This is a genomic window from Bacillus sp. 275 (assembly GCF_001999205.1).
GTDB classification, from domain to species: domain Bacteria; phylum Bacillota; class Bacilli; order Bacillales; family Bacillaceae; genus Bacillus; species Bacillus velezensis.
The window spans coordinates 1750925-1771673 of the sequence record NZ_CP019626.1 but is presented as its reverse complement, the minus strand read 5'-3'; the positions used below and the strand labels follow the sequence as shown (position 1 = coordinate 1771673).

Genomic DNA, 20749 nt, shown 5'->3' with positions numbered 1-20749 from the left:
CCCCTTAAAAATCAATATCTGTCTCTAGTGTAGAAAATCGTTGTAAATGCTGTACTGCAAAAATATTAATCTTTTATGTTGTTTTCTTACACATGCTCCGCCCGCTTGCCCGTATTCCACGTCATAGCCAAGAAGACGATGGACAGCACGCATGAGGAGATAAGCATGATAAAGCCGCCGTTCCAGTCAAAGCGGTCTACGACATAACCCATGATGGCGTTGGCGAAAGCAGAGCCTCCGATGTAGCCGAAAAACCCGGTTAAGCCGGCTGCCGTTCCCGCCGCTTTTTTAGGCGCAAGGTCAATGGCCTGAAGCCCGATCAGCATGACAGGTCCATAGATTAAGAACCCGATGCTGATCAGCGCGATATTATCGATGAGCGGATGACCGGCAGGGTTAAGCCAGTAGACCAATACAGCGATAAATACGCCGGCCATGAACAGTACGCCTGCCGGCGCGCGGCGGCTTTTGAAAAACCGGTCGCTGATCCAGCCGCACAAAATCGTTCCCGGAATTCCCGCATATTCATAAAGGAAATAAGACCATCTGGAATCTTCAGGAGAGAACCCTTTCGCTTCCGTCAAATAAGTCGGCGCCCAGTCAACGACACCGTACCGCACGAAATAAACAAAGACATTGGCAAATGCGATATACCACAGAAACTTATTATTCAGCACGTATTTGAAAAGAATTTCTTTGGTCGTCATCTCTTTTTCCTGGTCTTTGAACGCATGCTTCGGATAGTCATTCCGGTATTCTTCAATCGGCGGAAGCCCGCAGGATTGCGGCGTGTCCCGTACGAGAAGAACAATCACAAATGAAATGACGATGGCGATAATCGCCGGAAAGAAAAACACGCTTTTCCAAGTAACAAACATGGCGATGCCGAGAGTCACGAGCGGGGCGAGAATACCTCCTCCTATGTTATGGGCGACATTCCATATCGACATTTTCGTGCCGCGTTCACTGATGGAAAACCAATGAGCCATCGTCCGTCCGCAAGGCGGCCAGCCCATTCCTTGAAACCATCCGTTAATAAACATAAAAATAAACATAATCGTCACGCTTGACGTGACCCACGGCATGGAAACAAATAAAATGTTTACGACACCTGACAAAAACAGACCCGTCGCAAGGAAATACCTCGGGTTGCAGCGGTCAGACACCATCCCCATAATAAATTTACTGAAGCCGTAAGCGATTGATACGGCCGCAAGCACCAAGCCAAGTTCCCCTTTTGAAAAACCTTGTTCCTGAAAATAAGGAATAGCGAAGGCAAAGTTTTTGCGAAGCAAATAATACCCGGCATACCCGATGAAAATCCCCAAAAATACTTGCAGCCTGAGCCGTTTATAGGCCGCATCCGTCTTTGAATCATCCAATCTCTCAATATGCGGAGCCGGCTTAAACAATTGAAACATCATATCCTCCCCTTTGCTGAACGTCTATCATGATGTATGTATGACTCCTTTCCTTGAAAATGACAAAAAGAACCAGAAATCACCCTTGTGAAAGGGCGGGGTTTCCTGGTTCTCCTCATCTCCATCCAAAAATCATTAACTTGTGTATGATAGCGCTTTCTTAAATTATCACAGTCTGACGTGAATGTAAACGCTTTAAGGAAAGTTTTCATTTTTTTGAATAAATAACCGGAGGGAAAATCAGCCGGAGCGCGAAAGATTTGAAGTACTCGATTTTGTACTCAGGCATAAGATGTGTTAGGCCGGACTAAGAAAAGCGAAGGGAGTGCATCTGTTGATTGATGAATTGGATTTTGCGTTCGGTGTTCTGCCGCTTTGTATCATCATCTTGTCAGTCGCCGGAACGTACCTGTTTAAAAACGCGTTCATTATGCCGGCTGCCGCTTTGGCCGTTTGCCTTATATGCACCTTTACCGTATTGAATTTCTCGTTTATCGGATGGGCCGTTGTGTATACGCTTGTCTCTTTCGCGTTATCGCATATTACGATGGTGGTGATCAGCCAAAATAAAAAATAGGATCGGCGGCAGCCGATCCAGCTATCATAAGCAGAGATGCGCTCTCTGCTTTGTTTTATTTATGAATGTGCAGGAATTCCTTGATGACCGCGGTCTGTTCTTCTTTCGGATAGCTTCTGTACAGATGGCTGGCTAAGCGGACGGGGTCACCGAAGAAGTACCGCTCATAGTGTGTCTGTCTTGTTCCGAAGGGGCTCATGGTCAAATCCCATGCGAGGCGGAACACTTTTACCCGGTCCTCAGCGTTCAATTCGGCCGCCTGCAAATATTGGTCAAGGTCTCCTCTGATGTCAGAACGGAACGCTTTTTCAGTCGGCAAAGTCACCATTCCGCTTGCCCCGATCAGCTGAATGATTTCCGTGAAGCGCGGGTAGATGTCGGGAAAAATCGCGCTGACCACACGAAGCGGAGTGACACTCGGACGCATATAACCCCATTCATCTGTTTCCGCATCATTCTCCGACTTTTCCAAAAGGGCTTTCATCGTTTCCAAACCCGTGATGATTTCAGCCATCTTAGCCTGAATATGCTGATATTCGCCCACATCTATCGCTTCGACAAGCGTTTGGGCGAGGCCCAGGAGAAACTCCGTCTTTACAATTTGTCTCGTGATAACTTGATGAAATGCGAAGGCGTTAAAAGAGCTTTTCATATTAAAATCAAAAGCCGCCTCGTAATTATTATAAAAAAATACGCGTTCCCAAGGGACCAAAACGTGATCAAATACAACGATAGAATCCATTTCTTCATATCTTGAGCTGAGCGGATAATCAAACGATGATTTTCCGAGTACGAAAGATTCCCTGCAGATGAATTTTACTCCCTTTGTATTGGAAGGGATTGAAAAAGCGAACGCTTCATCCGATTCAAAATACATTTTAGGCAGAGAAACCACGAGCACTTCATCCGTCAGGCCGCCTTGTGTGGCTAAAATCCGGGCGCCGTGTATGATGAGGCCTTTTTCATTTTTATCGACGACTTTTGCCGAGATAGGTGTCGGCGATACGTTTACACCCATTTGTGAACGATTCACCTGAGGGGTGATAAACGTGTGCGTAAAAGAAAGATCCTGTGCAGCAGCGCGTTCGTACAGCGCTTGAACATGTTCCGGAAAACAATGATCGCGGTCTTTCAAAAGCGCGGCGGAGGAGGCGAAGCTCATCAGCACGGTGTTCATATAATCCGGGCTTCGTCCCATCATTCCGTGCGTGTGTCTGGCCCAATGTTCGAACATGTTTCTTCTTCTTTTTACGTCTTCTTTCGTTTTCGGCTGCAGGTATGAAAGCCCGGCCCGTTCTTTTTTACCGGGAAGACTGTAAGTCATTTGATCTTTCATGTCCGGTTTCGTTTGCAAATCATAAAGAGAGCGCTTCGTTTCCAGAAGGCCCTTAAATGCGGGATTTTCAGAAATCTGTCCCTCGATCTTTTCACCATCGAGCCAAATCTCATTTCCAAGCTGATTTAATCGGTCAATGAACATTTTGCCATTAATGATACCCATCATGTCGCCCTTCTTTCTTTGCGGATCCACTACCTCATTTACCTCATTATATTGAAAACGAAATTGGGTGTTCCGGTTATTTCCAAAGGAGAAGAGCCTTTTTTGATAAGGGGGGTGAAGGGATTGCATCATAAAAAAACCCCTTAAGCAGAGGGGTTTTTAACTGATCATGTCTTTGTATCGTTGTTCGAGGACAAAGTCTATCATTCCGGTGATACGGGTGTTTTCAGATTTTTGTCTGAAACGGTCAGACACTTGGATTTTTCTTGAAAACGGAAATACAGCAATAATCCAAACAAGGCCGGCCAGGCCGAAAACCATCTGCAGAGCCATTTCAATCAAATCATTAAAATGAGTGCTGAAAAAAAAGATATATAACGTGATGAATGTGACTGTACATACGATTTTGACAGTATGTTGGAAGGTGAGGGGCGGTTCAGTGAGACACATTTTCATTTGATTCAGTGTGAGCGAATCTTGTTTCATTAAGTATGTAAGCAGTTCTTCGTCATTTTGACTTCGCGGAATCAAATCGGTTTTTATTTTTTGAACGGTTTCCTTGTATGTCTGCATATCAATCTTCATGCGAATCCTCCTTTAGAAATAACTCCAAGAATACTCATTGAGCATTCCTGGAGCAAGGAGCTGCCTGTTCAATTATAGAAATAGTGATAAAACCGTGCTGAACAAGGCTGCAGCTCCTCCTAATTCAGGTGCTAAAACGACTAAAGCACCGATCCCTACAATAACAATAATTCCTGCGCCTGCAATAGCCATGGTATTCACGACAGAATCCCAATCCGGGGAGTACACCTCTTCGGAATCCGGCAACCTGAAGCTCTTTTGTTTTATTTTAAATGTAATGGTAGTTGTTAGTCCAGTTGTAGCACTGTCACCGACCGGAATATCAGGTGTATAAATTTTAAATTGAATATTCAGCGATCCCGCAGCCGGATTGACATACACTTCTAAATAACCGTTGCGGACTGACAAGCTCAGACTGTTAAGCAGGTTTTGATAGGAATCAATTTGTGATGCTGTAAAAGAGACCTGTGAATCTCCCATCAGACCGGTAATATAAGCTCCCGGTTTGCCATTTGTAATGGTAACTGTGTTGGGAGAACCTTCGCTTGGAACTGTTGCCAAAAGTGAAGTAGATAAAAGAATATCCATTTCAGGTGATGCATAAATGGTCTCTGTTTTGTCGAATTCAAACATGGCATTCGCAAGATTCGATATATTTTCTAAAGCAGGAATGGTTGTTAAAATATCCGTCAGCGTGCGCAGTCTTGCATCATACACAGGATCAGAAGGCGGATGGACGCTGCTTGCACCCGAGTCTTTTCCGGAGTATCCGTCTTTGTCAATGGCGACTTTTCCCGCTCCGCTTCCGATCGTGCCTTCATAAAATTGATCAAAAGCCCAGTTTTTCGGCATCGGGTATCCGAGGTTGCCGCTGAATCCGGTCGACATGTTAGCCGTAAAGCTATATTTGGTCAGACCTGCTTCTGACGTCCGGATACAAATGTTTCTCGGTCCGTATACGCCGATTTCATATTTCGGCGCAGTTGAGAACGCCTGCATTTTCATAAAAGCTGACTTGATTTCTTGAAAGTAAGGGATGATTTTATCCGTGACTTCATAATCATACGCATCGAAATCGACCGCAAAGTAAATGGTCGTTCCTGACGGAAAACCTAATCTTCGGGCGGCTGATGCAGCGCTGTACGCATCTCTCGTTCCTTGGTCTTTTACAAAATAAGAAGATTCATAGCCGCCGTCCTGATAAATCGGAAACACGCTTAAGCCGGCATTGAAAATCGTGGAAAGTTCTTTTGACGTTAACGCTTTCGATGTCAGTCCGCTGCTTGTCCGCACATTCCCGGTCAGATATCTTCCCACGATCTTATAGCCATTCTCACGCAAAGTTTTGGCCGTATCTGCCGTCAAAATGGCAGCGGTGTCACAAGCTGAAGCAGCCCGCGTTGTGTCGCCTGAGCTTGATAATAAAGCTTTAATCGTCGGCATGTCCGCATAACCGGTCTGCGGCAGGCACATAAACTTTTGGAAAGCTTTCACTGCCGATACAACTCCGACGCCGTATTTTCCGTCGAATTCACCGGGATCAAACGCTTCCCCATTACAGTAAAGCGCGTATTGAACAATCAAAACAAAGCCTGTCCGTGAATCGCCGGGAGTCAAGGTAGGGCATAAGCTGGTCGTCCCGTTTCCGAAAAATCCATTGGCGACGCTTGTGCTCATGCCTTCTTCTTTTTGCAGAGCATAAATGAGAGCCTTGTTTGTATCGCGGGCGTATAAGCCGTCACAAGGCATCAAGCCGATGTAGTCATTGTAATCCCGGTTCAGGTTCTGCTGGATTTGGCGGATTCTTTTGTCGCCTCCCGCTACTAACCGAAAAGCGCTCATATCCAGCAAGGCTTTCATAATGAGAGCCGTGACGATGCCGTCTTGCTTAGTGAGCCCGGCCGCTTTTTGAAACTCTTTTACAGCGCTTTCGGTATTTTCATAGAAAACGCCTGAAAATCCGCCGGGGTTAAAACCTTTACACCACAGCGCCCCTTGCAGAATGTAATTCATGTTTGTCGGCTTTGAATCGGGAGCCTGCTTTTTCAACGGCTTAAACAATCTTTGTGTCGTCGGTCCGAAGTTATCGGCAGGTTCTGAAATACCAAGCTCAATTTGAAGCGCCCGTGTCAGACCGTAAATGGTATCCCAGCCCGTTTTTCCATTTTCCGGCACTTTGTTGTACCCGTGTCTGCCTTTGTACGTCTCATTCAGCCATTGTTGTGTTTCCAGGACCATTTCGTCCATTGTAATCCCTCCATTGCGTGTAGTGTGCGTTCATTCATAGGTGGCAAACGTATGACAGTTTGTCATGGGTGCAGGAGTTTATCCAAGGAGAGCCCCATCATACAGCCGCAGAACAAACGCCGAAAGAGAGGCATTGATAGGAAAAGACCTCGCTATGACAATTGATATAAAAACAACAAAATGAATAGCGGGTTAAAGTAACTTTATCACTTAATCAAAAATAACAAGAATCATAAGTAGTAGTCATATAGTCATTTTAAGGGCTGTTCACATCTCTTCCTGCGGTCAAAATGGTTAGTTGGACGGATTTATGATTGGCTATATTGTCATTAACATAAATAGGGTAAATAGTTACAGGAAGGAAGGATTTTCTCGATGAAAAGCAAAAAGATTTTTAAGTCGCTCATCATTATTTTCACTCTTTTAATCAGCGGAATTGGTTTTATGGGTTTTTCTTCTCCGCAAAAAGCAGAGGCTAAAGACTGGCTTCATACTTATAAAAGCGGGTATTTCACTAACTATGTGATCAATACATATCACCCTAAATTCACTAAAACGACAAAAAAGTACACCTTGAGAGCCGTGACTTTTAAATCCAACAGTAAAGGGAAGGGCACGTATAAAATATACGTCCAAAAGCAAGTCAACGGCAAAGGTGCCTGGAAAACAATCAAAACCGCCAATGCAAAGAAAAATGGAACGACTTATTTTGAAACACCTTCGTTAAAAAAAGGAGATTCATACAGATTTAAAATGGTCAATCAGGGTTCGAAAAAACGTGTCAATTATAGTGCAAGATGGATTGTATTCGCTTCATAATGCTGATTTTCCGGTCTATAAAGTTTTAGCTGCTGCAGCTGCGGCAGCTTTTTATTTTGTCCGGAGCTCAACCGCCAGGGAGCCTGCACCTGTCTATTCGGGCGTACGTTTGTATTCACCGCATCATTCTGGATTATGCGGAAAGGTACAACGCTTCAATGATAAGCCAATCCCGGGTTCTTTTGATTCGTTTGAAAATGTTCTGATATAAAAAAGGCGTGCCGCGGTGTAAAATGGCTATATTGATAAATATGGAGGTTGAGATGGATCAAGATTATATGACTGAGCTTGTCTCAGTCCAGCTGAAGAAAATCCGGTCGGAGAGAGGCTACACACAGGAGAAAATGGCGGATGTGATTGGCCTTTCTAAAAAGTCGCTGGTACAGATTGAGAAAGGGCGGGCGCTTGCGGAATGGCCGCACGTTGTGGCGGTTTGCGCGCTTTTCAGATCAAGTGAAACACTGCAATCCGTATTAGGAGATGATCCGCTGGAGGTCATTGAAACGGTTGCTCACCGCACAATTGACAGGCCGAAGGGGAAGACGATGGGCGGCAAGGTGTGGTGGAAAGCCATCGAGAAAAAAGGCGAGTTCCGCTTGCAGCAGCATTTGATTTCCCACCATTACCGCATCCTTGATTCTTATGATGATCTGTGGTTCAGCAGTTTTGAAAAGGCAGAGGCTTTGGAGCGGCTTGATGAGCTGTTTTTGGAGGCGGAAGAAGCGAAGCGCTGACGCACCTCCGGTTGATGTATTTTCTGATAAGTGGGAAAATATATATAAATTCCAGCCAAAGGAGAGATTCGAATGAAGCCTGAAGATATCGTCCGAAGCGGCCCGAATCAGTACATATGCAAGGAAGGAATCGCAAAAGAACTTCCGGGGCTGCTTGAGACATTCAGAAAACCCGTTATTGTGACCGGAATCAAATCCTATCAGGCGTTCTCCGATTACAGCGGCGGTTCTTCCTGGGATGTGATTCAGCATAAAGGATACTGTTCACCTGAGGCGGTGCGTAAGGTCTGTGAGCAGGCGGAAGACACGGATGTGATCATCGGTATCGGAGGCGGCACGATTTTGGATTTGGCAAAAGCGGCGGCAGACCGGCTTGATATTGAAGCTGTGATGGTTCCTTCCATTGCGGGGACGTGTGCGGCAAGTACGCCGTTGAGTGTCATATATGATGAGAGCGGCAATTTTATCAGAGTTGATTATCATAAGCGTTCAAGCTATTTGACGCTTGTTGATCCGCTGTTTTTGCTTTCCTCTCCCATTGAATATATGAAAAGCGGGATCGGTGATACGCTGGCGAAATGGTATGAGGCTGAGGCGGTCATCAGAAATACGGAGGAGGCGGCGCCGCTGATGGCGCAGGCGGGGCTGAGACAGGCGGAATATATCCGTAATCTGTTATTGCGTTACAGTGAAGCGGCCGTCGGAAGCATGGAGAAAGGCGAGCTGTCCGTGCCGTTCATCCATACAGCGGAAACGATCATTATGCTTGCGGGAACGGTCGGCGGGTATGGCGGCCGTTTGTGCAGGATGGCAGGGGCGCATGCGGTCCACAACGGACTCAGTTTTCTTCAGGAGACACATCAGGTGCTGCATGGCCAGAAGGTTGCTTACGGCATATTGGTGCAGCTCGCGCTTGAGAATCGGAGACCTGAGATTGAAGAGCTGCTTCCGTTTTACCTCCGGCTCGGTTTCCCCGTCAGCCTCTGTGATCTCGGCATCCTTGACAACCATGAGGAAGCCAAGCGCCGCATTGCTTCTCACGCCTGCCGGGCGGAAGAATCGTTATGTTTAATGGGGCAATATTGCGAGAAGGACGTGTCAGCGGCGATTGAATCGCTCGAATCAGCGCAAAAGACAGGATAGAGCTTGTCATCTATCTTGTCTTTATTTTTTGAATATTTCCGTTATAATGAGTGGGGTATAGAAAGGGAGGGGCCAAAGGACATGTATCAGGCGAAGAAGATGTTGTTATTAGGATCAGGCGAGCTGGGGAAAGAAGTCGTCATTGAAGCGCAACGGCTCGGGGTTGTCACTGTAGCCGTTGACAGCTATGAGCATGCTCCCGCCATGCAGGCCGCGCACAAAAGCTATGTGATTGATATGCTTGATAAAGCGCAGGTCAGAGAAGTCATTGAGAAAGAAAAACCGGACTTGATCGTGCCGGAAGTGGAAGCCATTGCGACGGATGAGCTGCTGAAGCTTGAGGAAGAAGGTTTTCACGTCATTCCGAATGCGCGTGCGGCAAAGCTGACGATGGACCGTGAAGGCATCAGACGGCTTGCGGCAGAGACGCTTCATCTTCCGACTGCCGGCTATGAATTCGCGAATACATATGAAGAATTTAAAGAAGCGGCGGAAACAATCGGCTTTCCGTGCGTGGTAAAACCGCTGATGAGCTCTTCCGGAAAAGGGCAAAGCGTGTGCCGCTCGGCTTCCGGGCTGAAAAGCTGCTGGGACATGGCGATGGAAGGCGGCCGAGTGAAAAACGGCCGGGTCATCGTTGAGGAATTCATTCCGTTTGAATCAGAAATCACTCTTCTGACAGTGCGTGCGGCGAACGGTACGTCCTTTTGCGCGCCGATCGGACATGAACAAAAAGACGGTGACTATATTGAATCATGGCAGCCTCATCATATGACGGAACAGCAGATCAAAGAGGCGAAACACATTGCGAAAAGCATAACGGACGAGCTCGGCGGATACGGTTTGTTCGGGGTGGAGCTTTTCCTTACTGAAGATAAAGTATATTTCAGCGAGGTGTCTCCCCGTCCGCATGATACGGGGCTCGTTACGCTTGTAACGCAGAATTTGTCGGAGTTTGCGCTGCATGTCCGCGCGGTATTGGGATTCCCGATTCCGGAAATCACTCAGCTGTCGCCGGGGGCAAGCCGTCCGCTGAAGGCGCCAAAAGAGCTTGCTGATTATGCGGTTGAAGGTTTGGAGAAAGCTTTGGCAGTAAAAAGCACTCAGGTCCGCGTATTCGGTAAACCCGTCACGAAAGTTGGACGCCGTATGGCGGTTGCGCTTTCTGCAGCTGAGACCGTTGAAGAGGCCAGAGAAAGAGCGGCCGAAGCACTCAGTCATTTATCAATTACATAAAATGATCTTAAAAGGCGTTTTTACCGTAATGGTAAGGCGCCTTTTTTGTTTGGCAGACTATATACTGGAAAACGGGGTTGTGAGATAATGTATGAGGCCGTTTTGTGCCGGCTTTTGAATTCATGAAACTTTTTATGTCCGCAATCGTTATATGTAATGTTCTCATTTCACGGAGAAGGAAATAACAATACATCATACGGCTTTTCATTCATCAAGAACGGACAATCCGGATCGCGGCATGGAATATTGAAGCAGGGTAATCCGGAATAGAGGCATGCATGATTGCTTACCTTAATATGAACGGCGAAAAAACAAAAATCACCAGATTAGATTGTTCAAATAACACCAAATGCTGTATAATAAAAGAATTTGAATGATAGCATTGAAAGAATTTCATTTTATGTTTCCGTAAAATGGAGCCTTTATGCATACGCAGTCCGATTTGATATGGTTTTAATTGGGGGTTTGTGTAAACTGTGAATTATATACCTAGTATGATTACAATTGGAAATTTTATTTGCGGGCTCTTATCGATTCATTCCCTTTTGTATCATAATATACACTCTGCGGTGATCTTTATTTTCACCGGGATGTTTCTTGATTTCTTTGACGGTTTGGCCGCCCGTAAGCTGAACGCGGTATCGGAGATGGGAAGGGAGCTTGACTCTTTTGCTGATCTCGTGACGTTCGGCGTGGCGCCGTCTATGCTCGCTTACAGTGTTTCATTATATACGATTCCGTTCATCGGAATTTTAATCGCGCTTTCCTACAGCATCTGCGGGATGATCCGTCTTTCCAGATTTAATATTGAACAAAGCAAGCTGCCGACGTTTATCGGGATGCCGATTCCGTTTGCGGGTATGTGTCTTGTCATTTTGAGCTTTATCAATAACGCTTTTCTTCTGGGGGCGGGAACGATCGCGCTCGGTTATTTAATGGTCAGCAACATTAAATTTCCGCACTTTAAAAAACAGGCGCCTGAAAACCTGGAGAGCAGAAGATGGAATTAGTTCAGCAATTAATATCCGATTACGGATATATCGCGATTTTTCTTATGCTGACACTCGGTATTATCGGATTGCCTATTCCGGATGAAGTCATGATGACGCTTGTGGGCTACTTCGCTCATATAAACGTGCTGAATTACGGGCTCTCCATTCTGATCAGCTTTATCGGAGCGCTCCTTGGGATGATTATCAGCTACTTCATCGGCAGAAAAGCCGGCCGGCCGTTTATTAATAAGTTCGGGAAATGGGTCGGCCTGAAGGAAAAGAGGATGGAGAAAGTAGACAAGTGGATGAAGAAGTACGGGCCGTACACCATTATTTTAGGTTACTTCATCCCCGGCATCAGACACGTGACCTGCTACTTTTCCGGAATCGGCAGAATGGAATTCAAAACCTACTTATGCTTCGCCGCCATCGGAGCGTTTTTATGGTGTTTTATTTTTATTACTATAGGAAAATTCATAGGAGTAATCAATGTTTAATACTGCCGCTAAAGTTCTTTACCGTTCATTGATAGAACTGACTAATAATCGATTGACGTCTTATCTCATTAAAAACTTCTGTGAATCGAAACTGAGCAAGCCGATGATTCCGCTGTTTTCCAAACACTATCGCATCAACTGGAATGAAACGGAACGCACGGCTTCTGACTTTGATTCACTGGCGTCATTTTTCATTCGTGATATTAATTTGAATCTCCGCCCCGTGGCAAAAGAGAAGAACGCCATCGTCAGCCCGGTGGACGGCGTCGTTCAGACGGTGGGCATGATTAATCCTAATCAAACTTTCATGGTAAAAGGGAAGGATTATTCGTTCGCCGAACTGACGGGGTTTAAAAGCGCCGATCACAAGTATAACGGCGGGTGTTTTGCCGTGCTTTACCTGAGCCCGAGACATTACCACCGCTTCCATTCTCCCGTCAGCTGCACGTATCAGAAGCTGGCCGAGCTGGGGAAACGCTCCTATCCCGTTAATACGATGGGGTTAAAGTACGGGAAAGATGTGCTCTCAAAAAATTACCGTTATGTGTACGAGCTGACCCGTGCTGACCAGCAGATGCTCATGATTCCGGTAGGTGCAATGAATATTAACTCGATCGTTCAGACAAACACCGGAAACAGGCTTGAGACGGGGGAAGAGCTGGGCTATTTTTCATTTGGATCGACCGTTATTTTAGTATTCGAGAAAGATATGTTTACCCCTTCGGATAACCTGACTGAAGGCCGTGAATTACAGGTCGGCCAGATCATCGGTTATGCGGAGTCACAGGAGGAGGCGTCCGCTTTATAAAAGCTGCTCCTCTTTTTTATATGGTGTAAGGAAGTGAACATTATGGAAGAAAAGGATTTGGCAAAGCTGATAGAACAGTACCAGCATACAGGGGATCAGCAAATGCTTGAAGCCGTGCGGGACGCATGCCGGCCTGTCGTTGAGGCGCTCATCTCAGAACTGGCTGAAGACAGCGCCGATCTTCTGCGGGCAAAAGGCCGTGACCGTTTTCCGTTTATTATCGGCAAGTATCAGATCGCGGCCGGCCTTTCGCTTGAGACCTTTTTGCGCAATACGTATCGGTTTTATTTTCAGCAGGTTTTAAAAGGCGAAGCGTGACTGGAAGAAAGGGTACGGACGGAAATGTTCATCTTTCGCCCGTTTTCCTGTATGATATAGTAGAGTGTGCGATCATTAATATAATTGAACAGGGTGTATAAATCATGGAAAAACAATATAGAGTTTTACTTTATTATAAATATGTAAAGATTGATGAGCCTGAGGAGTTCACGGCTGAGCATTTGAAGTTTTGTAAGGAGCTCGGTCTGTTAGGCCGTATTTTGATTTCTGAGGAAGGCATTAACGGTACGGTGTCCGGAACGGTTGAACAGACGGAACAATACATGAATGCGCTGAAAGCTGATCCGCGCTTTGCCGACATGCCGATCAAAATTGACGAGGCTGACGGACATGCATTCCGCAAAATGTTTGTGCGCCATAAAAAAGAATTGGTGACGCTTCGTCTCGAAGATGATGTTGATCCGAATGTCACGACGGGCAAGCATTTGAAACCGAAAGACTTTTATGAGCAAATGCAGGATCCTGACACGATCGTGATCGACGCCAGAAACGACTATGAGTATGATCTCGGTCATTTCCGCGGAGCGGTCAGACCTGATATTGAGGCGTTCCGTGAGCTGCCGGACTGGATTGAAGAGCATAAAGACATGCTTGAAGGCAAAAAAATCCTCACGTACTGCACAGGCGGCGTACGCTGTGAAAAATTTTCCGGCTGGCTGCTGAAGAAGGGCTTTGAAGACGTGTCCCAGCTTGACGGCGGTATCGTCACTTACGGTAAAGATCCTGAAGTGAAAGGGCAGCTGTGGGACGGACAGTGCTACGTGTTTGACGAAAGAATCAGCGTACCGGTCAACCGCGTAGAGCACGTTATCATCGGAAAAGATTATTTCACGGGCGAGCCGTGCGAGCGTTATGTGAACTGCGCAAATCCGGCATGTAATAAAAAAATGATCTGCACACCTGAGAATGAATACAAATACATGCGCAGCTGCAGTCACGAATGCCGTACGAACGAACGCAACATGTATGTGAAAGAGCACGAAATGACCCAGGAAGAAATCAATGAACGCCTTGCTTTGATTGAGAAAGAGGATCATGCGGCGATTGATTAATAGAAAAGACCACCAATAAGGTGGTCTTTTTTGTGTTTACATACTTTCTGTCCGGGCGGTCTGGTCTGCCGTGACGGGTCCTTTATATTTGAATGCTTTTTCCCACTTGGACACGACGATGCAGGCGACCGCATGGCCGGGCACGTTGACGCCGGTTCTCGCCATGTCCATGACGCGGTCGACACCGGCAATGATGGCGACGCCTTCCGCGGGGAGACCGACGGCATTCGCTGTCGCCAGAAGCACGACGAGTGAGCCTGACGGGACGGCGGCAATGCCTTTGCTTGTCATGACGAGCACAAGCATCATCAGAAGCTGCTGAGAAAGCGGCATCTCCACATGAAACGCCTGCGCCAGAAAAATACAGGACACCGATAAATAGAGGCTTGAGCCGTCACAGTTCAGCGATAAACCTGACGGAACCACAAAGGAGACGACCCGCTTCGGACAGCCGTATTTCTCCATCCGATCCATCAGCTGAGGCAGAATGGTTTCTGTGCTTGTCGTGGAGAAAGCGATCAAAAACAGATCCCAAATCATTTTCAGCACTTCAAAGTATTTGATTTTAAAGATAAGCCCCACGATCGGAAACAGAACGAAGAGTATCAGGAACAGCCCGAGGAACACAGTGCCGATCAGCTTCAGCATCGGAAGCAAAAGCGCGATTCCGAATTGCCCGACAGAGGCGGCCATCAGGGCGAGAACGCCGATCGGAGCGGTGACCATTACCATTTGCGTCAGCTTGAACATAATATTTGCCGTGGATTCGAAGAAACTCATGACAGGTGCGGAGGCTTTGCCGATGCCGGCTGCGGCAACACCGAATAAAATCGCGAAAAAAATGACGGCGAGAAGATCGTTTTTCGCCATGACGTCAATGATGTTAACGGGGATAATATCAAGAAGCATTTGTTTCAGGTCGACTACTTTTTCCGTATAGCCAGAAAGCTCGTGAATATCTTTTTTAGCAAGATGAGAGAGGTTAAGTCCGACTCCCGGCTTCAGCACGTTCGCCAACAACAGACCGAGCGCCAGAACAAGCGTCGTAATCACTTCAAACCAAATAATCGTTTTGATGCCGAGACTGCCCATCTTTTTCATACTGCCGCTGCCGGCGGCTCCGATAACAATGGTCGAAAACACGATCGGCACGACAATCATTTTAATCAGGCGGATAAATCCGTCTCCGACGGGCCGCAGCGCCATCCCGAAATCCGGGAAGAAATGGCCGATCAATGCTCCGATGGCTAAAGCGATCAAAATCTGGAATGCGATAAATTTTTTCAAGCGAATCCCCCTTTTACTTGCGCATTTCATACGTAATTCGTGAAGCAGGCGGCAACCACCTTCCTATCCGCCATAAATTTGTCACATGATTGACTGTGCGAAAGAAAGGATTGCTTTACATTATGTAAGCGCAATCATTTAATATGACAGAAAGTCCTCATTGAAAAAAATCAAGCAGAATAAAATAAAGTTAGATTTTCGCTTGAAAATATCAAAAATTTTGATAATTATCCTCTTATAAGTGGTATATTTGATATGATACGGTCAACTGCATCCTCATATATCTGTGCATACACGATTCAGGCAGAGAAAACAGGCAGCTTATAAAAGACTGAAAATTTTAACAATTACAAGAAAGGTGTGCTTTTGTTGAATCAACTGATTGAAAGACGTAAGGTCACAGCAAGAAAAGAAAAACCGGACTCCGCTTCATTGGGGTTTGGCAAGTACTTCACAGATTACATGTTTGTCATGGATTACGAAGAGGAGAGAGGGTGGCATGATCCGAGAATCACCCCTTATGAACCGGTCCATCTGGATCCTTCCGCATCGGTTTTCCATTACGGGCAGGCCGTATTTGAAGGGCTGAAGGCTTACAGGTCAGAAGACGGACGGGTGTTGATGTTCCGTCCTGACCAAAATATAAAACGGCTGAATAAATCGTTACGGCGGATGAGCATGCCGCCTCTTGACGAGAAGCTGGCGCTGGAGGCATTGATACAATTGGTGGAGCTGGAGCAGGAATGGATACCGATAGAAAAAGGAACCTCTTTATATATCCGTCCGTTTGTAATTGCGACTGAGCCTTCTTTAGGCGTCCGGCCGTCAAAGCGTTACAAGTTCATGGTTGTTCTGACGCCTGTCGGTTCGTATTACGGCGATCAGCTGAAACCGATCCGGATTTATGTGGAGGATGAGTATGTGCGTGCCGTCACCGGCGGAGTGGGCGACGTCAAAACGTCCGGAAATTATGCGGCCAGCTTACAGGCTCAGCGGAAAGCCGAAGAACTGGGGTATGATCAGGTGCTTTGGCTCGACGGGGTGGAAAAGAAATATGCCGAAGAGGTAGGGAGTATGAATATCTTTTTCATCATAAACGGAGAGGCCGTAACGCCGGCGTTAAACGGAAGCATTCTCGGGGGCATCACACGCGCATCTGTGATAGAGCTGTTAAAAAGCTGGGGCATCCGCGTCAGGGAAGAACAGGTCGCCATTGATGACATCTATGAGGCTGCGATGAGAGGCGAGGTGTCAGAGGTATTCGGTACGGGAACCGCGGCCGTCATCTCGCCGGTCGGCGCGCTGCACATTCACGGAGAAACGATTGAACTGAATAACGGTTTGATCGGTGAAGTGTCAGAAAGGCTCTATGAAACGATTGCCGGCATCCAAGTCGGGAAGGTGCGGGATTCGTTCAGGTGGGTGGTTGAAGTATAAATGAAAAAAGAACCCTTGCGCTGCAGGGTTCTTTTTTTGGTTATTGGGATTTTACGGCTTGCACGCGGGCTCTGCTTTTCCGGTTTTTCAAGTAATAAGCGGTGTAGCAAACGGCCATAAATGCAATTCCGCAATAAAGGGCGATGGCCTGGTTCGGATCAAAAGCGATGCCGATACAGGAGGCGAGGCACAGGAGAAAGGCCGCTATCGGTACGGCCGGATATCCCGGCGTCCTGAATTTCAAGTCTGAAAGCTGGTGCCCTTCTGTAAGAAACCGTCTTCGGAACAAAAATTGCGATGCGGCGATGCTCATCCACACAGCCACTACCGCAAACCCTGAGACGGAGACGAGAACAAGATAGACTGTATCCGCTGCAAATACGCTTGACAACAACGACAGAATGCCGCCGATCATACTGAAGATCAGAGCGTTAAAAGGAATGCCTTTAGAGGTCAGCCTGGCAAAGGCGGGATGAAGCTCCCCTTCTTTAGACAGGGACCACAGCATACGTGATGACGCGTACAGCCCTGAATTGGCCGCAGACAGTAGCGCCGTTAAAATGACGAAATTCATCAGATCGGCCGCATAAGGCACGCCGACTCTGTCAAATACCGTGACGAACGGGCTTTCAATCACACCGGCTTCCTTGATGGAGATCATCCCTGACAGCACAAAAATCGTTCCGATAAAGAAAAGCGCCAGCCGCCAGACTGTGGTCTTAATGGCGCGCGGAACGGTTTTTTCCGGATCGGCGCTTTCCCCTGCGGCGATTCCGATCAACTCCGTCCCTGAAAAAGCAAAGTTTACTGAAAGCATCGTCATCAGTATCGGGAAAAAGCCATTTGGAAAAAGGCTGCCGCCATCCGTAAAGTTCGACAGCATAGGTGCGGCCTCACCGCTTTTCATCGGGACGATGCCGAACATCGCTGCTCCGCCCAATAAAATAAACAGTAAGATGGCTAAGACTTTAATGCTTGAGAACCAAAACTCCGATTCAGCAAAAAATTTCACGGAGAAGGCGTTTAATAAAAAGATGAAAAGAGCGAATACCGCACTCCACATCCAAACCGAAGTATGCGGGAACCAGCGCTGCATGAAAAGCCCGGCCGCCGTGAATTCAGAGCCCAGCGCCACCGCCCACGTCAGCCAGTACAGCCATGCGACCGTAAAGCCCGTCGCGGGCCCGATATAGGTCTTCGCATAGGTGTGGAATGCGCCCGTCACCGGCATGGCCACTGACAGTTCACCAAGGCAAAGCATGACAAGATAGACGATGCCCGCGCCCAAAAGGTAAGCGAAAATGGTGCCCGCCGGACCCGCCTGATGAATGGTATACCCAGAGCTTAAAAACAGCCCCGTTCCGATCACACCTCCGAGTGATAGCATAAAGAGGTGTCTGCTTTTCATACTTCTCTGAAAATTCGTCTCGTTCTTGTTGTTCATTGTTTTCCAACTTTCTGCGAGGGCCGTTCTAATAAAAAATCTCATGCCGGCGAACGGCACGAGATTCCGGCGAACCGGCTTTTTGAATAGAATATACAAACTATTCCGATTAGTCAAGTTGTTTTTAAGGTTTTGGCCCAATCGGCAATGGCCTGAATGTCCGCGGGTTTCGTCCGGCAGCACCCTCCGATCAGGCTCACGCCGTTTTCGTACCAGCTTTGCGCGCTTTTTCCGAAATGGTTTTCGCACGCTGCGCCTTTCCAGGTTTTTGTCACTGGGTCATATTGTTCGCCGGAGTTCGGATAGGCGATAATCGGTTTGGATGCTGACCGTTTGATTTCTTCTATCAGCGGCGGAATATGTTCAATCGTTGTGCAGTTGATGCCGATCGCTGCGATTTGGCTGCAGGAGTCAAGCAGGGCCGCGCATTCGGAAATTGGCGTGCCTTCGCTGATATGCCGTCCGTCTTTGGCGCTGAAGCTGATCCATGCATAAGTGCCGGGGAATTCCTCCAGCAGCCTTGTGATCGCTTTTGCTTCTGACAGGCACGGAATGGTCTCACAGGCCAAAAGATCGGCGCCGGATTCTATAAGGGCTTTCATCCGGGGGCGGTGAAAGCTGATCAGCTCATCCTCCGTCAGTCCGTAATGCCCGCGATATTCTGAGCCGTCAGCGAGGCTCGCGCCGTAAGGCCCGATAGAAGCGGCGACCAAAGGTTTGGGCCGGTGTAAACGGTTTTCTTCATGCGCCCAAAATTCATCGCGTGCTTGTGCGGCAAGTTCAACAGATGTCTGAATGAGACGTATCGCATCGGTTTCCGGGATGCCGCGCGCTGCAAATCCTTCAATTGTCGATTGATAACTGGCGGTGATCGCGCAATCAGCGCCTGCGGCAAAATATTCTGCATGCACCTGTTTGATCAGTTCCGGTCTCTCCAAAAGAATTTTGGCCGACCACAGATCATCATGTAAATCACAGCCCATCCGCTCAAGCTCGGTTGCCATCGCGCCGTCTATGATCATAACCGGGTATTCATTTAATATTTGTGTAATGGGATTCATAGGCCTTCCTTTCTGACTTTACTGAAAATATATAAAAAGGGTAATGGACGCTATTCTCTTTGTCAATGAACCGGCAGAAAAAAGGTGTTCAGGACGCTGCCCGAACACCTTTTGTTTAGGAAATGTGTTTGCCTTTCGCACTTTTCGCGATGTCTGAATACTCCCAGCAGTCGATCCCGTCATCATCAGGGAGCACATCTCTGTAAAAGACGGGGTCTTTTCCGGCTTTCTTTTGCCGGACATAATCGCTCAAAGCGGCAAACGCTTTTTTCGACAGAAGGAAAATCGCGATTAAGTTCACAACCACCATTAAGCCCATGAATAAGTCAGCCATATCCCACACAAGCTGGACTTTGGAAATACAGCCGAACAGTACCATTCCGAGCACGCAGATGCGGTAAATGAACAGCCATTTTTTGTTCTGGCTTAAAAATCCGATATTGGTTTCTCCGTAATAATAGTTGCCCATCAGAGCACTGAAGCCGAACAAAAGCATTAAGACGGCAAGGAAACCTGACGCCCATGCGCCGACATGATCGCTCAAGGCGGCCTGAGAAAGCGCGATGCCGCTCAGTCCCGGCTGGTGATACGCGTCTGAAAATAAAATGATAAGCGCCGTGCTTGTACAAATGACGAGCGTATCCGTCAGGACGCCGAATGCCTGAATGAGCCCCTGTTTCACCGGGTGGCTCGTTGTAGCTGTCGCCGCCGCGTTCGGAGCGCTTCCCATACCCGCTTCATTTGAGAAAATCCCGCGCCTTACACCTTGCATCAAGGCCGCACCTAAAGCGCCGCCCGCTGCCTGATCAATGCCGAACGCATTTTTTACGATTAGCGACAGAACGCCGGGCAATTGGGTGATGTTCGTCAGAATGACAAAGAAAGCGACACCGATATATAAAACGGCCAAGACGACTACGATGTATTCCGCCATTTTCGCAATTCGTTTGACGCCGCCGAAGATTACGCCGCCGAAAACCACGATTAAAATAATGCCCAATGTAAGCCGGCTGGTGCCGAATGCGTTTTGAAAGGCGACGCTGATCGTATTGGATTGAACGGAATTAAAAACTACCCCGAATGACAGTGTGATTAATACGGCGAACAGCGCGCCCATCCAGCGTTTCTTCAGGCCCTTTTCCATGTAATAGGCCGGGCCTCCGCGGAATCCGTTTTGATCTTTTACTTTATAAATTTGGGCCAGCGTGCTTTCAACAAAGCTTGAAGCCGAACCGATGACTGCGATAATCCACATCCAGAAAATAGCGCCCGGACCGCCGAGTGCGATCGCAATGGCGATTCCGGTAATATTCCCGGTTCCGACACGCGCCGCCATACTGATGCAAAATGCCTGAAACGGGGAAATGGTGTTTTTTGTCCGGGCGGCCGCGCCTTCCTTCAAAACCCGGATCATTTCCTTCAGCATGCGGACTTGCAGACCCTTTGATCTGAACGTAAAAAACAGTCCCAGAGAAAGAAGCAGTACGATTAACAGTTTTGACCATAAAAAATCATTTGCCGAGCCGATTACATTTTCAAGGAATTCCTGCATCCAATCACCTCTTGGTT

The 20749-nt window shown here is 47.4% G+C and carries 19 protein-coding genes; 11 read left to right on the top strand and 8 right to left on the bottom strand.

Annotated features, from left to right (window positions below):
* Positions 1 to 86: 86 nt before the first annotated feature.
* Positions 87 to 1421: a glycerol-3-phosphate transporter gene (gene glpT / locus BZ167_RS08395; RefSeq protein WP_003156725.1), complete on the bottom strand. Its 1335-nt coding sequence runs from the start codon at positions 1419 to 1421 to the stop codon at positions 87 to 89.
* A 334-nt stretch (positions 1422 to 1755) separates the two neighbouring features.
* Between glpT and BZ167_RS08385 the strand changes: the two genes are divergently transcribed.
* Entirely contained in the window at positions 1756 to 1998 is a 243-nt protein-coding gene (locus tag BZ167_RS08385) for a DUF2651 family protein (protein ID WP_007408994.1), read from the top strand.
* A gap of 55 nt (positions 1999 to 2053) precedes the next feature.
* Here the strand turns inward: BZ167_RS08385 and hpaB are convergent, their stop codons facing one another.
* From hpaB to BZ167_RS08370, 3 genes are all read right to left on the bottom strand, one after another.
* Positions 2054 to 3499 carry a 4-hydroxyphenylacetate 3-monooxygenase, oxygenase component gene (gene hpaB, locus BZ167_RS08380; RefSeq protein WP_077392028.1) on the bottom strand — a complete coding sequence of 482 codons (1446 nt, stop codon included), beginning with the start codon at positions 3497 to 3499 and terminating at the stop codon, positions 2054 to 2056.
* A 159-nt stretch (positions 3500 to 3658) separates the two neighbouring features.
* Positions 3659 to 4084: a hypothetical protein gene (locus tag BZ167_RS08375; protein WP_060675265.1), complete on the bottom strand. Its 426-nt coding sequence runs from the start codon at positions 4082 to 4084 to the stop codon at positions 3659 to 3661.
* Between the two features lie 72 nt (positions 4085 to 4156).
* Positions 4157 to 6331 carry a glycoside hydrolase domain-containing protein gene (locus tag BZ167_RS08370; protein WP_047935150.1) on the bottom strand — a complete coding sequence of 725 codons (2175 nt, stop codon included), beginning with the start codon at positions 6329 to 6331 and terminating at the stop codon, positions 4157 to 4159.
* A gap of 375 nt (positions 6332 to 6706) precedes the next feature.
* Between BZ167_RS08370 and BZ167_RS08365 the strand changes: the two genes are divergently transcribed.
* The 9 genes from BZ167_RS08365 to trhO all read left to right on the top strand — a co-directional run bounded on the left by BZ167_RS08365 (position 6707) and on the right by trhO (position 13951).
* Complete coding sequence (locus BZ167_RS08365; RefSeq protein ID WP_007408999.1) at positions 6707 to 7150, top strand: Ser-Thr-rich GPI-anchored membrane family protein; 444 nt, start codon at positions 6707 to 6709, stop codon at positions 7148 to 7150.
* Positions 7151 to 7413: 263 nt separating this feature from the next.
* Entirely contained in the window at positions 7414 to 7884 is a 471-nt protein-coding gene (locus tag BZ167_RS08360) for a helix-turn-helix transcriptional regulator (protein ID WP_003156718.1), read from the top strand.
* 72 nt (positions 7885 to 7956) lie between these two features.
* On the top strand, positions 7957 to 9027 hold the full coding sequence (locus BZ167_RS08355) for an iron-containing alcohol dehydrogenase family protein (RefSeq protein ID WP_077392027.1): 1071 nt from the start codon (positions 7957 to 7959) through the stop codon (positions 9025 to 9027).
* An 81-nt stretch (positions 9028 to 9108) separates the two neighbouring features.
* Positions 9109 to 10263: a phosphoribosylglycinamide formyltransferase 2 gene (gene purT, locus BZ167_RS08350; protein ID WP_011996252.1), complete on the top strand. Its 1155-nt coding sequence runs from the start codon at positions 9109 to 9111 to the stop codon at positions 10261 to 10263.
* Positions 10264 to 10739: 476 nt separating this feature from the next.
* Positions 10740 to 11273 (top strand): CDP-diacylglycerol--serine O-phosphatidyltransferase, encoded by a 534-nt coding sequence (gene pssA / locus BZ167_RS08345; protein WP_007409002.1) that lies wholly within the window; start codon positions 10740 to 10742, stop codon positions 11271 to 11273.
* Positions 11264 to 11752 (top strand): DedA family protein, encoded by a 489-nt coding sequence (locus tag BZ167_RS08340; protein ID WP_077392026.1) that lies wholly within the window; start codon positions 11264 to 11266, stop codon positions 11750 to 11752. The genes pssA and BZ167_RS08340 overlap by 10 nt, the downstream gene beginning before the upstream one ends.
* A complete protein-coding gene (locus BZ167_RS08335) occupies positions 11745 to 12560 on the top strand; it encodes a phosphatidylserine decarboxylase (protein ID WP_015239079.1) in 816 nt (271 codons plus the stop codon). The genes BZ167_RS08340 and BZ167_RS08335 overlap by 8 nt, the downstream gene beginning before the upstream one ends.
* A gap of 42 nt (positions 12561 to 12602) precedes the next feature.
* Entirely contained in the window at positions 12603 to 12878 is a 276-nt protein-coding gene (locus BZ167_RS08330) for a hypothetical protein (RefSeq protein ID WP_077392025.1), read from the top strand.
* Positions 12879 to 12982: 104 nt separating this feature from the next.
* Positions 12983 to 13951, top strand: a complete 969-nt coding sequence (trhO, locus tag BZ167_RS08325) for an oxygen-dependent tRNA uridine(34) hydroxylase TrhO (protein WP_052827005.1) — start codon at positions 12983 to 12985, stop codon at positions 13949 to 13951.
* A gap of 36 nt (positions 13952 to 13987) precedes the next feature.
* On the opposite strand, the gene gltP is transcribed toward trhO, so the two are convergent.
* The gene (gene gltP / locus BZ167_RS08320) at positions 13988 to 15238 is read right to left on the bottom strand and encodes a glutamate-aspartate/proton symporter GltP (protein WP_007409006.1); all 1251 of its coding nucleotides are present in this window, start codon (positions 15236 to 15238) and stop codon (positions 13988 to 13990) included.
* A 369-nt stretch (positions 15239 to 15607) separates the two neighbouring features.
* Here gltP and BZ167_RS08315 point away from each other — a divergent pair, with 369 nt between their 5' ends.
* Complete coding sequence (locus BZ167_RS08315) at positions 15608 to 16675, top strand: branched-chain amino acid aminotransferase (protein WP_015416722.1); 1068 nt, start codon at positions 15608 to 15610, stop codon at positions 16673 to 16675.
* A 40-nt stretch (positions 16676 to 16715) separates the two neighbouring features.
* On the opposite strand, the gene BZ167_RS08310 is transcribed toward BZ167_RS08315, so the two are convergent.
* The 3 genes from BZ167_RS08310 to BZ167_RS08300 all read right to left on the bottom strand — a co-directional run bounded on the left by BZ167_RS08310 (position 16716) and on the right by BZ167_RS08300 (position 20732).
* The gene (locus BZ167_RS08310; RefSeq protein ID WP_187954888.1) at positions 16716 to 18119 is read right to left on the bottom strand and encodes an amino acid permease; all 1404 of its coding nucleotides are present in this window, start codon (positions 18117 to 18119) and stop codon (positions 16716 to 16718) included.
* Positions 18120 to 18232: 113 nt separating this feature from the next.
* Entirely contained in the window at positions 18233 to 19180 is a 948-nt protein-coding gene (gene mmuM / locus BZ167_RS08305; protein ID WP_021495304.1) for a homocysteine S-methyltransferase, read from the bottom strand.
* Positions 19181 to 19295: 115 nt separating this feature from the next.
* Positions 19296 to 20732 (bottom strand): alanine/glycine:cation symporter family protein, encoded by a 1437-nt coding sequence (locus BZ167_RS08300; protein ID WP_007409010.1) that lies wholly within the window; start codon positions 20730 to 20732, stop codon positions 19296 to 19298.
* Positions 20733 to 20749 lie beyond the last annotated feature (17 nt).

What these genes read in the sequence shown, in the direction of transcription:
- BZ167_RS08360 (WP_003156718.1), top strand. Translation starts at nt 7,414, where the DNA reads ATGGATCAAGATTATATGACTGAGCTTGTCTCAGTCCAGCTGAAGAAA.
- BZ167_RS08330 (WP_077392025.1), top strand. Translation starts at nt 12,603, where the DNA reads ATGGAAGAAAAGGATTTGGCAAAGCTGATAGAACAGTACCAGCATACA.
- BZ167_RS08340 (WP_077392026.1), top strand. Translation starts at nt 11,264, where the DNA reads ATGGAATTAGTTCAGCAATTAATATCCGATTACGGATATATCGCGATT.
- BZ167_RS08335 (WP_015239079.1), top strand. Translation starts at nt 11,745, where the DNA reads ATGTTTAATACTGCCGCTAAAGTTCTTTACCGTTCATTGATAGAACTG.
- mmuM (WP_021495304.1), bottom strand. Translation starts at nt 19,180, where the DNA reads ATGAATCCCATTACACAAATATTAAATGAATACCCGGTTATGATCATA.
- BZ167_RS08355 (WP_077392027.1), top strand. Translation starts at nt 7,957, where the DNA reads ATGAAGCCTGAAGATATCGTCCGAAGCGGCCCGAATCAGTACATATGC.
- hpaB (WP_077392028.1), bottom strand. Translation starts at nt 3,499, where the DNA reads ATGGGTATCATTAATGGCAAAATGTTCATTGACCGATTAAATCAGCTT.
- BZ167_RS08375 (WP_060675265.1), bottom strand. Translation starts at nt 4,084, where the DNA reads ATGAAGATTGATATGCAGACATACAAGGAAACCGTTCAAAAAATAAAA.
- purT (WP_011996252.1), top strand. Translation starts at nt 9,109, where the DNA reads ATGTATCAGGCGAAGAAGATGTTGTTATTAGGATCAGGCGAGCTGGGG.
- BZ167_RS08370 (WP_047935150.1), bottom strand. Translation starts at nt 6,331, where the DNA reads ATGGACGAAATGGTCCTGGAAACACAACAATGGCTGAATGAGACGTAC.
- BZ167_RS08300 (WP_007409010.1), bottom strand. Translation starts at nt 20,732, where the DNA reads ATGCAGGAATTCCTTGAAAATGTAATCGGCTCGGCAAATGATTTTTTA.
- trhO (WP_052827005.1), top strand. Translation starts at nt 12,983, where the DNA reads ATGGAAAAACAATATAGAGTTTTACTTTATTATAAATATGTAAAGATT.
- glpT (WP_003156725.1), bottom strand. Translation starts at nt 1,421, where the DNA reads ATGTTTCAATTGTTTAAGCCGGCTCCGCATATTGAGAGATTGGATGAT.
- BZ167_RS08310 (WP_187954888.1), bottom strand. Translation starts at nt 18,119, where the DNA reads ATGAACAACAAGAACGAGACGAATTTTCAGAGAAGTATGAAAAGCAGA.
- BZ167_RS08365 (WP_007408999.1), top strand. Translation starts at nt 6,707, where the DNA reads ATGAAAAGCAAAAAGATTTTTAAGTCGCTCATCATTATTTTCACTCTT.